The organism is Flammeovirga pectinis (genome assembly GCF_003970675.1).
In the GTDB taxonomy this organism is placed as follows: Bacteria; Bacteroidota; Bacteroidia; order Cytophagales; family Flammeovirgaceae; genus Flammeovirga; species Flammeovirga pectinis.
The window spans coordinates 2260886-2274112 of the sequence record NZ_CP034562.1 but is presented as its reverse complement, the minus strand read 5'-3'; the positions used below and the strand labels follow the sequence as shown (position 1 = coordinate 2274112).

The following is a 13227-nucleotide window of genomic DNA, read 5'->3' as shown; positions in this document are numbered from 1 at the left end:
AATATAGAAACCTTCCTTTTTGGGAGTTCTTCGGGATGTAGCATAGTCCGGTTAATGTACCTGGTTTGGGACCAGGGGATCGCAGGTTCGAATCCTGCCATCCCGACGTAGAAGAACCTTTAAGGATGGTCCGATAGCTCAACTGGATAGAGCAGCTGCCTTCTAAGCAGCAGGTTCCAGGTTCGAGTCCTGGTCGGATCACTTGTGATTCGATAAACCGATAACAGTAATGTTGTCGGTTTTTTTTATGCTTACTATTTATTGATAACTTAGATTCTAGAAACAGTTGCAACCCATTTTAGGCAAATAAAAAAGGTAAGACTATCTTTAAAGTCTGACCAAAATTGTTTAAAAACAAAATTGCAATAAAGATGGATCTTACCCTATCACAAAGGTATAAAATAGAAACGTATTTAGAAGAAGGATATTCAAATAGTTTAATATCTGATAAAATCAACGTTCACAAATCTACTGTAGGTAGAGAATTAAAGCGTTGTGATCACCTTGATAGATACGATGCTGTGTATGCTCATAAACGATACCTTAAAAAGAAATGTAAACAAACTGGTTTTCATAGTTCTACAATAGAATATAAAGATGAAATTCTGTCTGCATTAGAGGTTAATCAATATAGTCCTGAACAAATTGTAAATCGCAAACGCTTAGAAGGAGGCTCCTTTCCGTGTGTTGAAACAGTATATCAAATTATATATTCTCAGATGAGTCAGAATCCTTCGTTAAAAGAACATCTAAGACATCACAAAAAGAAACGAAGACCAAGAGCCTCTAAGGAAACTAGAGGGAAACTTACAAACAGGAAAAATATACGTACTAGACCAATAGAAGCTGATAATCGTTCTGAAATAGGACATTGGGAAGCTGACGTGGTAATTGGTACTAAAGCTCGTTCTGCTGTGCTTGTAACTTTAGTAGATAGAAAGAGTGGGTATCTATTAGTAGGAAAGGCAAATAGTAAATCTGAAAATGATGTAGGTGCTACATTGTTATCAATGTATGAAAGAACGCCAATTCCTTGGTATACTATTACTTTTGATAATGGAAAAGAGTTTGCTTGTCATCAGAAAATAGAAGAATTATGTAATACTGTAGCCTATTTCGCAGATCCTTACTCTAGCTGGCAAAGAGGTACAAATGAAAATACAAATGGGTTATTAAGACAATATTTCCCTAAAGGTCAGAGTATGGAAGATGTACTTTTAAAGTATATCTCCAAAATTGAAAATAAACTCAATAATAGACCTCGTAAAAGGTATGGATTTTATAGTCCTATTGAGCTTATAAATAATATTGATATTAATGCAGCCTAAAGTTGCAATTGTTATTAGAATTCAAGTAATAAAAAAAAGAGACTGATTTTAGAAACCAGTCTCTTTTTTGAATATAAAATTATTTGTTCTTTAAAAGGAATAACCTACCTGTATTACAAACCGTAGACCACCAGTCCAGGTACCATAATCACCATTGGTATTTACTTCTTCGCCTTCTAATAAGCCATCAAGAATAGGGAATTTATTAACGAGTCCATTTCGAATTTCATTTAAAATCTCATCGTTTTCGTCAATTGTTAAATTACTATCTAACTTAAGCTTTCCACCATAAAAGCCATAACCTGGGCCAACCATTATTAAATCTACTGCTAAGCGCTTCTTAATAATAAATTGATAACCAAGTTCAACCCCCACATTAATAATGTTTGCAGAACCTGTAAAGTTTGCTTTTGAAGCTGTTATTTGCTGGCCTGTAGAATCTGCTAAGGTTACATTACTAGATAAATTGTATCTATAATACGTAATGTAAGGTCCCCAATAAAGGCCATCAGGAGCAAAACCTCTGTTTCTCTTTTTAAAATAACGTCTATAATCAGCAGCAATACTGAAGCCGTTATTATTATGGTCATTAGCAACTCCGTATTGCCCTAAGTTTAGGTTAACAATCTTAGGGAAGGTAAGGTAGCCTGCATTTAAAGAGACTGAAGAATGATCATTGATTCTTCTTTCGTAACCAAAAACATAATTTCCACCACCCCATAGTATAAAAGGAGTGATATTAAATCTTACAATGTTTTTTCTCATCAATGTGATTGATGAATCGTATTCCATCTCAAGTTCAGAGCTAGATTCTTGAGCAAAAATTGATAGTGATAAGAGTAAGCCTAATGATAAGCTAAATAAGTATTTCATAGATTGGAGATTAATTAGACTATGAAATTACTTCTTTATAAGGAAAGTTACTAATTGTAATAGACCAAAATCTAACATAGCTCCAATTGGTAATCCTAAGAAGAAACCATAAATAATTAATCTCTTGAAATACATACCTGCAAAACCATAAAATAGCTCCTCGATTTTGGCAGGGTCCATCTGGTTTATCTCAGTTACCACAATGTCTTTAAAATCAATATTTCTTATTAATGTTCCAATGTGAGGAGATGCTGATTTAATTAAACCATCAAGAACTTTATCTAATAAATAATTTTTAGTTTCTTTTGTTAAACATTTATTGAAATTGTTCAACATTTGGATTGACATATTTTTAGTAATTTCTCTAATTACTTCTTGGTTTTTATTATTCTCTAGGGTTTTTGCAATTCCTTTTTCTAAATCAAATAAGAATTGTTCTTTTTGTATTATTGATGTAATACCTTGATTTTCAATTGAAATTGCAAGGTTTGAGGCGATTGTACTTACAGTGTTTTGAGTTGATCTAGATTTTAAGACTATCTTGAAAGTACTTTCAATACCATTTTTAAGTTCATCAGCATCTGCATTTTTAAAAATGTCTTTCATCTTTTTAGATAGAATTAACTTCTTAGAGATATCCTTAATCATCAAATTTAGATCATCAACAATTAAATCCTTTTTGTTTTTCTCGTAGAGTTGTTCCTTTATGTGTTCTCTAACTATCTTAATTTCAGGAGTTAAGTTAGTGTTTAACTGTTCGTAAATCTCTCCTTTACTAATTGCTCCAACGTTTAAGATGTCCTCAATTTTAGTGTCGAAAATTTCATCAACAATTCTATTAAGTACAAATTGAATGCTCGTTAAAAGTCTATTATTATTTAATAAATTTTTAATTCCTTCTTGTAAAGGCCCTTTTTTTAATTCAACTTCTAAATCCTTAACCTTAGTGTTTTTAGCAATGACAGAGAGTTTATTCTGAATTTTTTGAGTTATTTCCGGAAGGCCTCTTCTTAATAAATCAGGTATTTTATTATTGGTTAATTCTTTAGTTGTTCTTTTGATATTACCTTCATAGATCATAGCCATCTTACGTTTTTCTACCGTAGCATCGTACACTTCTTGAGCAAATTTTTCGTCATTGTCTCTTAAATGTTTGATTACATGATTGATTAACTGATCAACGATCTGAATACTATTTTCTTGAAGAGCTTCATATGGTTTACCTCCAAAAAGATCTCTAATTGGAAGCTCTTCATTAGAAAGTTCTTCAATCTGACTTTCAAAAAATTCGAGTAACCTTTGTTGGAAGCTATCTTCGTTTAAAGTTTCTATTAAACCATTCCAGATACTTTCTTTTATTTTGGTCTTATTCTTCTCGAAAATTGGAATTTCATTTAATGATTTAGTTCTATATTCAATAAATTTATCCCTAAAAATGTTTTTTAAATGGATAAAAAGTACATCATCTTGTACCCACTGATTGGTATTGTCTATCTGTTTAGAAAGAATTTGTTTAACGGCATCAAACATCTGATCAATAAACTTATCAGGAATGGCGTCGTTCAGCATGAGATCATTATCAAGTATTTTGATTACTTGTCTTGATAAAAAAGAGGAGAGTGCATTGTAGACAATATCTTTATGTGCAAAATCAATAAATGTAGTTTGAAGAGATAAATCAGAAAACTTATTTTCAGTAAATAATTCTTCTTCAATTTTCTTAGATATTATTTCTGCATATGTATATCTATTAGAAAATAGTTGATGAGAGGCTACCTTACTTATTTTTTTGCTTATGCCTTTCTTCTCAGTCTCTAATAAAACGTCTAATGTTTTATAATCACTTTCTACAAAAGTAGTATATATGTTTGTTCGTAATGAAGTTAATTTACTTGTTAAATCACTACCAATAGATTCTTCATTTAGTAATTGCTTGCCAACAAAGTCACCCATATTGTCAGCAAATTTAGATTGGTTTTTAGAAATCACACTTGGCGTAAAAGGCATCTTGATTCCAAAAATCTTAATTGCTCTATAGGGTCTAAATATCATCTTAATAGCAATCCAGTTTGTTGCTAAACCTGTAATACCATAAACTCCAGCAATAGCTCCAACCATTGTGTACATATTGTCACCAAGTGGTATATATGCTGTTAGGCCACCTGCTATTGCACCAAGTATTGCACCAAAATAAGTAATCGGTTTCATGTTACTACCCATAAACCCTTTTACCATATTAGGTAACTCTTTGTGCTTGTTGTGTAAATTATCCGCAACAATTCTACTTACCTGTCCTTTCATTAACCTATTGATATTCCGGTTGATGTAACCGATAATACCTTCAGTCATTTTTCTTGGTAAAGAAGTACTTCTTTCTGCAATTGAAACAAGATCATGTATAGGACGCTTTTTTCCTTTATTAAAAGCATCCCTTAAAAATGATATGGAGAATTTTTTAATCTTTGGAGTCCATTTTTCTATTGAGTTTGGCCCAATAAATTTAGAAAAACGTTTATTTGAGACTTCTTCCCAAACTACTTTTTCTACACCGACAGAAATACCTACTTTTTCCTCTCGAAGTGTTTTCTCTGAATATATTTGTGCTTTTTTTGCAAAACGGTGAATAGTCTGATCCGTAAATAAAGAATAAAGTGGCTGTTCTTTAATTTTATTTAAGCGATCTTTTACTATTTTCTTCCCTTTTTCAGTAGACTTCCTTTTGTATAAAAACTCAGCAATGAGTTGTTCATCAATTAAAAACTTGACAAGCTTATTAAGGTCATTTTTTCTTCTAGTCTTAGACCAGATGTTACCTATTTTCTTTTCAAGAAATACAGACATTGAGTCAGCACCTTGACCTACTAATTTTTCATCTACTAAAGAAGTAATTAACCCATGAAGTGTGTTTACTAATCCCTTTTGATCAAAACGATTGATAAGTGAACCAATACTGTTGGTTTTTAAATACTCAACCATAAAATTGGCTCCTTTTTGAGCAATTTCTATTGAGTTTTCTTCGTTCTTTTGATTATTCGCAATATTGATAATTTCATCAACTACTTTAAACCTTTCACTTACACTATCAACAAATAGATTCATTACCCATTTGCCCATAAATGAAGATTGTTCTTCAAAAGATTGATTAACGACTTCGTTTATTTCATCTCTATTTTCCTGAATCCATTCCACAACACCATCCAAAATAATTGGAATGTTTTTGCGTAAGAATTTCTCAAAGTTTTCACCAATAGCAGGAGGAAGGAGTTCAAAAATGGTTGTTTTTTCGTTTCCAATTACCTCTATAAAGATTCGAATGAGCCTTTTAATTGGAGCATTATCAGAGGGGTCTTTAAATTCTTTGTTTAAAATACGGTGAACTTCTTTGGCAATATTTTGATGATCGCCTGCTCCAATAAAATCAGAAATACTTTTTTGTGAAATGCTCTCACTAAGATTATCAATCAAATGATCACTTTCAAAGTGAAAAAGTAATTTGTCGATAAATTGATTTAATGGAAGTTTTCCGTCTTTTAAAGAAGTATGTAATTCATCAAAAAAATCTTCAGAATAATTACTTAAACTATCAAATAAGATAGGAGCGATAACCGTTTGCGTTTGTTCCCTTTTTAACTCATGCCAAATGTCATTAGTTAGAGATTCAACAAGGTGGTCTTTTGATAAAGTTGATAAAACTAGTTCTAGAATACTATCGCTTATATGTGCAATTTGTTGTTTTGATGTAAAATCCGAAACAACGGTGTTTTGAAGTAAACCATTGAGCCCTTTTCTGAGCGATTCTTTGAAATTTTCATCTATGATTGCAATTAAACGATCTATAGATTTATCAATATTAGGTATGTCAGCTATAATTTCATCTTTCTTAAATTCAGCTCTAAGGTGGGTTTCCACAAAATCAGTAAGCATAACTAATAGCGCATCTTTGAAGTTATCTTTTTGAACTTCAGCACTGATATTATCATGGCGGATAATTTCAGACTCAACAAGCTTACTTATGTTTTGTATAAAACTTTCTTTTGTTTGTTCTACGATACTTGGAATACCAAGCACTTTTTCAAATAGCATCCTCAATGCCAAATCATTAGTAGCGTAGCCAACTACAGCACCTGAAAATATTTTTAGAATTAATTCACTGATCATATTTAAAGTTGCAATAAAGTCCTTTGAATACAAACATTTTTTGATTAGAAATTGAAATATTAAATAATCATTAGTAAAAATTGGGGTTAATTATCTAAAAATGGAAGATTGTTTTTATTTGTTAAAATATGAATCTAATATGAAACTATTATACAAAACTGATAAGTGTCATTCCTACTATCATGAGGTTTTAGTTATATTGCAACCGGTTTTTATTAGAAGTGACCCGTTAGAATTGAAGTTTTTTTCGTCCTCTCAATTTTTTTTGATGTCTACTTAATATTTTACCACTGTACAATTTAACATCTTGATGTTATCAAAATGAATGAAACTATAGAAAACTCGGTTGTGAAAGACACACAAACAAAACAAAAAAATCATACTGGACCATTCTTAATAATGGTAGGTTTGATGTTCGTTGTTGGATTCCTTACAGTAGTGAACCAACAATTCCAAGCACCTTTACAAGAAGCATTCTTAAGTAAATCAGGTGATCTTAAAAACACTCTTGCTACGTTTATTACGTTTGCATTCTTTATGGGTTATCCATCAATGGGTAATATCGCATCTAAATGGGTTGATAACTCTGGTCATAAAACGACATTAATTAGAGGTTTGATAATGCTAATTGCAGCATTAGGAATTGAGGTATTATCAGCACAATTCGCAGGTTTACCATCTGTAACTTTAATGGGTGGAGAAGTGCCACAAGCCTTCTTTATTTTCTTATTAGGTTCTTATGTTTTAGGTTGTTCAATGGCTGTATTACAAACTGTAATTAATCCATTTATTGCAGTATGTGAAGTACCAGGTACAAGTTCTGTTACTCGTTTAAGTATTGCAGGTACAATTAACTCAATTGGTACTACAGTAGCTCCTTTCTTCGTAGCAGGTATCATTTTTGGTGGTGCAGCTCCTCAAGTAGCTCAAATTTTATTACCATTATCTATCTTAATGATTGTTGTTGCAGTAGTTGCAGGTGTTTTAAAGAACATCGAACTTCCTAACCCAATGGCAAGTGATTCTGGCGAAGAAATAGATCCAGCAACTCTAACTAAATCAATTTGGAGTTTTAAGCACTTAGCTTTAGGTGTTGTTGCAATTTTTGTTTACGTAGGTGCTGAAGTAGCAGTAGGTTCAAACATTGTAATGCATGCAAAACAAATTGGTATCGACAAAGAAACGTATGCTTTAATGGCAACTTTATATTGGGGTTCAATGTTAGTTGGTCGTTTATGCGGATCATTCTTATCTAAAATTCCTGGTCACACTCAATTACTTGTAACTTCTGCAGTAGCATTGGTATTAGTATTAGCCGCTATGTTTACACAACAGTTATGGTTATTAGTAGGTGTTGGTTTAATGCACTCAATTATGTGGGGAGCAATTTTCTCTTTAGCAATTGATAAATTAGGTCCTTATACTTCTAAAGGTTCTGGAGCTTTAATGATTGGTGTTGCCGGTGGTGCAATTTTACCATGGGTTCAAGGTGTAACTGCTGATGCTATCGGTGGATGGGACATGACTTGGATTATTGTTGCATTATGTGAGGCATTCTTATTATTCTACGCAGTTAGCGGATATAAGCATGATTTAGACTAAGAAATTAGTTTTATATATAGAAAAAGCCTTTTAGTAAATTTTTGCTAAAAGGCTTTTTTGTGCATAAAAAAAGTCCACTCTAATAGCTTGGACTTTTTTCTAATTCTGTAACTGATGAACTATTGTGCTATCTATTATACTTTTTCTTAGGTTTAACAGGAAAGTAATTTTCTTATTTCCTATGATACAAATTTACACTTGTTGACTAAAAAGTCTATTGTGAAAATACCTAATCAGTATAGGTAAAATACCTATTTTATAACTTTAGGTCTTTAAAAACCTTATTTTTGATAGCATACATTACTAAACCAGCTACATTTCTTTGTCCTGTTTTATCCAATAAATTTCTTTTATGAGCGTCTACAGTCCTAAGAGATATAAATAACTTTTCTGAAATCTCTTTATTTGATTGCTGATCTATTATTAATCTTAAGACTTCTTTCTCCCTTGCAGTAAGCGTAAAATTGGGGTCAATAGATGAAGCCATTTTTTCTTGATCATCTTTATAACCTTTAATAATATTTTTAGTTGCGGATGAGCAATAATAACTATCACCAGCAACAACAGCTCTAGCCGCTTTCTGAATTTCTTCTTCTGTACAGTCTTTAAATAGATATCCATCGGCTCCTGCATCAATCATATTCTTGATGTATTCACTATCCATCATCATGCTTAACGCAATAATCTTTATATCAGGAAAAAGTTCTTTAATTTTACCAGTTGCACTTATACCGTCCATACCTTTCATGCTTATATCCATAAAAATTAGGTCAACATCCATGGCATTTAAAGCATTAAAAGCACGTTCACCGCAGTCAGCTTCAGCAATTACTTCAAAGTCATCTAATCCTTTAAAATAAGATCTAATACCATGTCGTATCACACTATGATCATCAACGAGTAAAATTTTAGTTTTCATAAGGTTATAAAGTATAAATCTTAATTTTTAAACACAGGTAGTTCTATAATAATACAGGTTCCAAACTTGGCAGACGATTCTATAAAAAGACTTCCATCAATAGATTCTACTCTTTCTTGCATACTATGTAAGCCAATTCCTTTCTTTTGAGTAGCTTTCACTTTTTCAACATCGAATCCAATTCCGTCATCCTCTATCATCAATGTGATGAGGTCAAGGTTTTGGTTTATCGATATAGAAACATTCTTTGCTTTACCATGTTTGAAAGCATTATGAATAGACTCTTGAGAAACTCTTAAAAGAATAAGTTGTTTAGAAAGAGAGAGACTATTTTGATCAATTTTATGGAAAAAGTGTAATTCTTTATCTGATATATCCTTGTAATAATTTGCTATTTTTTCAATAGAACCGCAATAACCGGTCTTTTCAATGGCTGTAGGCATGATGTTATGTGCGATATTTCGACTTTCTTTGATCGCATCTCTAAGTTGCTCTCTTATGCCAACCAACATTTCTTTCTCTCCCGTATCAAGCTTTTTGATTAATTTAATAGCCTCATCAAGCTGGTAGAGTGATGCCGTTAACGTTTGCCCCATACCATCATGAATTTCTTTTGCAAACCGTTCTCTTTCTTTATCTTCTGTTTTTAATACCGCTTTTTGGATGTTATCAGATTGATTCTTAAAAAAAGTAATATCAGAATGTTTACCAATTACCCGTGTTACTTTACCGTTAATATCTTTTTGAACAGCAGCTTTTAATAATACCCAAACAGGGGTGGAGTTAGCAGATATCATTCGAAACATCATGTTAAAACCATCCTTAATATGAATATCTCTTTGTAAGGTAAGTATTGCAGTAGGTCTATCTTCTTCCCAGATAAGATTAATAAGGGTTGTGATATCACCTTCGTTTTCTTTGGTTTCGTAACCTAACATTTTAAAGAACTGTCTAGAATAATGTACTTTTCTAGATACATGGTTCCAATCCCAAATACCTTCTTTAGAAGCCTCAAAAGATAATCGGTGTCTTTCTTCATTTGCCAAAATAGCTTGTGCATTTGAAGTGTTATAAGCGTTATTTAAAGGGAGTTCCGAAAGTAGAGACGGGTCTTTTTGTTTTGATATTATTTTTTGATCGAATAACTCATTTATAGAAATTTCTTGTAGAAGGGCTTGTAACTTCTTCTCTTTAATCTGAAGCTTAGATAATTCCTCTTTCAGATTAATTATTTTTTCTATTTTATCTGATGAATCATTTTGAAAAGTAGGCATAGAAATCCATATATATCTGTTATCTACCTTACTTAGATGGATAGCGTGTTCTATATGGGTTTTCTTATGTATTAATTGCCCAATCCATTTCTGACAATCACCCAGCAAAGCTTTTGGTGTAATGTGATCTAGGATTGTACAGTCATAATAGTTATGAATTGAATTATGTAATGCTTCCTGAGCAAACATTTCATTACAATAAGTGATCTTACCAATAGCGTCTGTTTCTGCAACGAATAGAATGTTATTAAAGATGATTTCGTTATAATTTTTTGCTGCTGGTTGATCCTTTATCCTTTTTTTAGATTTTGGAGTCATATAAAGTAGTACAATAAGTATTCTAAGTATTTAGGTCTACTCTAAAGTTAATTAATTTGCTAGTCGAATAAAATTGGTATGTATGTTCCTATTAGTTTTTGCTAAAACTGGGCATAAGTGTAAATTCAGGAATTTCTACTTCAAAAACTTTTTTATCATTTACTCTTTGCATTTTGTATGAGCCACTCATTTTTCCTATCGGTGATACAAAATGGCATCCAGAAGTGTATTCAAAATGATCTCCAGGTAAAATAACTGGATTTTTACCAATTACACCATTTCCATTTTTTACTGTTCTGTTAGTGCCAGTAATATCAATGATATCCCAATTACGAGTAAGTAATTGAACCGTGTAAGCACTTAAATTTTCTATGCGTATTTGATAACTAAATACGTAATGTCTCTCAGCTGGTACTGAGTATTCTGGTAAGAAAAAAGTATTGACAGTTACTTTAATTCCATCTGTTATTGCTATTTCCATAAGGTTAACGTTTGTTTACAATATATGGTTTTTTTTATATCAATGCTACTTTTTAATAACGAAAATAAAAGAATAGAGAATAAAATTATGTAAGCACTTATATAAAAAATACTAATAATTTGTATTTATGTAAGTACTTATATACTTTTGAGCTAAACATTATAAACATGGACTTTTATCAATCAGCAGGAACATTAGTTTTAGGAAGTAGATTAAAAAGACTTGGAGAGAAATTCTTAGCAGAAGTATCTAAAGTTTATGCTTCTCAACAAATAGATTTTGATCCATCTTGGTTCCCAATTTTCTATTTATTAGATAAAAATAAACGAATGTCCTTAAGGGAAATTTCAGATACTGTTACTGTAAGCCATTCTGCAGTTAGTCAGTTGACTACAGCATTAATTAAGAAGGGTTTATTAGAGGTTCAAAAGGATGAATCAGATGGTAGAATAAAGTTGATGCTTTTGACTAAAGAAGGGGAGAAACTCGTTGAAAGTTCAAAGCCAATTTGGAAGGCCATTCAACAGTCAATGTTAGAAATAACAGAAGAAACGGACTTATTGAGTGAGCTCACTTCATTAGAAAAATCATTACAAGAAAAAACACTTTCAGAACGTGTTTTAGATAAGATATAAACACATACCACATACTAATCATAAATACTAGCATGAACAAAATTTTCAATTACGGTATTGATCATCTAACCGTAAATATTGCATTAGATATAGCAAGAGGTAAAGTAAAAGCAGTTTTAAATAAAACGGCCAAAGAAAAGGTAGTTAAAAGCCAAGCTTATGTACAAGAAATTGTAGACAGAGGTGATGTTGTCTATGGAATTAATACTGGCTTTGGACCTTTATGTACAACTAAAATTTCTGAAAAGGATACATCTACATTACAACATAAAATTCTTCAGAGCCATAGTGTTGGTGTTGGAGAAGTGATACCTAAAGAAGTATCAAAAATTATGTTGATAACTAAGGTGCATGCACTTGCTCAGGGCTTTTCGGGTATATCACTTACAACGTTAGAAAGAATTATTTGGCATGTTGATAAAGACATTGTACCTACTGTTCCCAAACAAGGTTCAGTTGGAGCATCAGGAGATTTAGCACCACTTTCGCACTTATTTTTACCTTTAATCGGGTTGGGTGAAGTGTATACAGAAGATGGCTCTAAAGCAATTGCATCTGATGTATTAAGTAGATTAGGAATGAAATCTTTACAATTAGGACCAAAAGAAGGCTTGGCACTAATTAATGGTACTCAATTCATCTTAGCTCATGCTGTAAAAGTTGTTGAGAAATTAGCAAATGCTTTAGATACTGCCGATGTAATTGGAGCAATGTCATTAGAAGGTTTAATGGGTTCTTCAAGACCGTTTGAGCCAGAATTACATGCTATAAGACCTTACAAAGGTTCTCTATTAGTGGCGTCTAGATTACGTAATATGTTAGCCGGTTCAGAAATTTTGGCTTCTCATGTGGATTGTGATCGTGTTCAAGATCCTTATTCTTTACGCTGTATGCCACAAGTACATGGAGCATCAAGAAATGCATGGTTGCACCTTAAAGAATTGGTAGAAATAGAATTAAATTCTGTAACTGATAATCCAATTATTTTAAATGCTGATAATGCTATTTCTGGAGGTAACTTCCATGGTCAACCTTTGGCTATTCCTTTAGATTATGCTGGTGTTGCTGCTGCTGAACTAGGCAATATTGCAGATAGAAGAAACTACATGATGATTGAAGGTCGATTTGGTTTACCTAAATTATTAATGGCAAATGTTGGTTTAAATTCTGGGTTTATGATCCCTCAATATACATCTGCGGCATTAGTTACCGAAAATAAAACACTTTGTTTCCCTGCTTCTGCAGATTCTGTACCTACTTCATTGGGACAAGAAGACCATGTTTCTATGGGGTCAATTTCTGGTCGTAAAACATTGCAAATTATTAAGAATTTGGAGCAGATTCAGGCAGTTGAATTACTGTATGCTGCTCAAGCTTTAGATTTTAGAAGACCATTAAAGTCGTCTCCAATTATAGAAGCAACTCATGCTTATGTTAGAGAGCGTGTTTCTCATGCTGATGAAGATAGAGTTTTAGCTTATGATATTAAAGCAATGCATGATATTGTATCAAGTGGTGCTTTAGTGAAAATTGCTAATGAAGTTGCTGAAAAAGAGCAATTGGATTTAAATGGTGAATTCAAAGCTGAATTCGAGTACTAATCAGTACTCATCAATTAAATAAATAAAAACATACCACA

The 13227-nt window shown here is 32.0% G+C and carries 9 protein-coding genes and 2 tRNA genes; 6 read left to right on the top strand and 5 right to left on the bottom strand.

From position 1 onward, the window contains the following. Positions 1 to 31 precede the first annotated feature (31 nt). The 3 genes from EI427_RS09035 to EI427_RS09025 all read left to right on the top strand — a co-directional run bounded on the left by EI427_RS09035 (position 32) and on the right by EI427_RS09025 (position 1328). Positions 32 to 106: transfer RNA gene (locus EI427_RS09035), tRNA-Pro, on the top strand. A 21-nt stretch (positions 107 to 127) separates the two neighbouring features. Then, positions 128 to 201: transfer RNA gene (locus tag EI427_RS09030), tRNA-Arg, on the top strand. 170 nt (positions 202 to 371) lie between these two features. Then, entirely contained in the window at positions 372 to 1328 is a 957-nt protein-coding gene (locus tag EI427_RS09025; protein WP_126613822.1) for an IS30 family transposase, read from the top strand. 90 nt (positions 1329 to 1418) lie between these two features. Here the strand turns inward: EI427_RS09025 and EI427_RS09020 are convergent, their stop codons facing one another. Together EI427_RS09020 and EI427_RS09015 are read right to left on the bottom strand one after the other, a co-directional pair. After that, entirely contained in the window at positions 1419 to 2201 is a 783-nt protein-coding gene (locus EI427_RS09020; RefSeq protein ID WP_126613819.1) for a DUF3575 domain-containing protein, read from the bottom strand. Between the two features lie 27 nt (positions 2202 to 2228). After that, positions 2229 to 6359, bottom strand: coding sequence for a DUF445 family protein (locus tag EI427_RS09015; protein ID WP_126613817.1), 4131 nt, complete (start codon positions 6357 to 6359; stop codon positions 2229 to 2231). Between the two features lie 321 nt (positions 6360 to 6680). On the opposite strand from EI427_RS09015, the gene EI427_RS09010 reads away from it, so the two are divergent. Then, positions 6681 to 7961, top strand: a complete 1281-nt coding sequence (locus tag EI427_RS09010; protein WP_126613815.1) for an MFS transporter — start codon at positions 6681 to 6683, stop codon at positions 7959 to 7961. 256 nt (positions 7962 to 8217) lie between these two features. Here EI427_RS09010 and EI427_RS09005 read toward each other — a convergent pair whose 3' ends face one another. The 3 genes from EI427_RS09005 to apaG all read right to left on the bottom strand — a co-directional run bounded on the left by EI427_RS09005 (position 8218) and on the right by apaG (position 10953). Then, positions 8218 to 8880, bottom strand: coding sequence for a response regulator transcription factor (locus EI427_RS09005; RefSeq protein WP_126613813.1), 663 nt, complete (start codon positions 8878 to 8880; stop codon positions 8218 to 8220). 20 nt (positions 8881 to 8900) lie between these two features. Further along, positions 8901 to 10472: a sensor histidine kinase gene (locus EI427_RS09000; protein ID WP_126613811.1), complete on the bottom strand. Its 1572-nt coding sequence runs from the start codon at positions 10470 to 10472 to the stop codon at positions 8901 to 8903. A 91-nt stretch (positions 10473 to 10563) separates the two neighbouring features. Beyond that, positions 10564 to 10953 carry a Co2+/Mg2+ efflux protein ApaG gene (gene apaG / locus EI427_RS08995; protein ID WP_126613809.1) on the bottom strand — a complete coding sequence of 130 codons (390 nt, stop codon included), beginning with the start codon at positions 10951 to 10953 and terminating at the stop codon, positions 10564 to 10566. Positions 10954 to 11120: 167 nt separating this feature from the next. Between apaG and EI427_RS08990 the strand changes: the two genes are divergently transcribed. Together EI427_RS08990 and hutH are read left to right on the top strand one after the other, a co-directional pair. Then, a complete protein-coding gene (locus EI427_RS08990; RefSeq protein WP_126613807.1) occupies positions 11121 to 11588 on the top strand; it encodes a MarR family winged helix-turn-helix transcriptional regulator in 468 nt (155 codons plus the stop codon). Positions 11589 to 11620: 32 nt separating this feature from the next. Next, a complete protein-coding gene (gene hutH, locus EI427_RS08985; RefSeq protein WP_126613805.1) occupies positions 11621 to 13189 on the top strand; it encodes a histidine ammonia-lyase in 1569 nt (522 codons plus the stop codon). The last annotated feature ends 38 nt before the right edge of the window (positions 13190 to 13227 follow it).

Bases quoted from the DNA above. Each gene is read 5' to 3' on its own strand.
- EI427_RS08990 (WP_126613807.1), top strand. From the start codon at position 11,121: ATGGACTTTTATCAATCAGCAGGAACATTAGTTTTAGGAAGTAGATTA.
- EI427_RS09005 (WP_126613813.1), bottom strand. From the start codon at position 8,880: ATGAAAACTAAAATTTTACTCGTTGATGATCATAGTGTGATACGACAT.
- EI427_RS09000 (WP_126613811.1), bottom strand. From the start codon at position 10,472: ATGACTCCAAAATCTAAAAAAAGGATAAAGGATCAACCAGCAGCAAAA.
- EI427_RS09015 (WP_126613817.1), bottom strand. From the start codon at position 6,359: ATGATCAGTGAATTAATTCTAAAAATATTTTCAGGTGCTGTAGTTGGC.
- EI427_RS09020 (WP_126613819.1), bottom strand. From the start codon at position 2,201: ATGAAATACTTATTTAGCTTATCATTAGGCTTACTCTTATCACTATCA.
- EI427_RS09025 (WP_126613822.1), top strand. From the start codon at position 372: ATGGATCTTACCCTATCACAAAGGTATAAAATAGAAACGTATTTAGAA.
- hutH (WP_126613805.1), top strand. From the start codon at position 11,621: ATGAACAAAATTTTCAATTACGGTATTGATCATCTAACCGTAAATATT.
- EI427_RS09010 (WP_126613815.1), top strand. From the start codon at position 6,681: ATGAATGAAACTATAGAAAACTCGGTTGTGAAAGACACACAAACAAAA.
- apaG (WP_126613809.1), bottom strand. From the start codon at position 10,953: ATGGAAATAGCAATAACAGATGGAATTAAAGTAACTGTCAATACTTTT.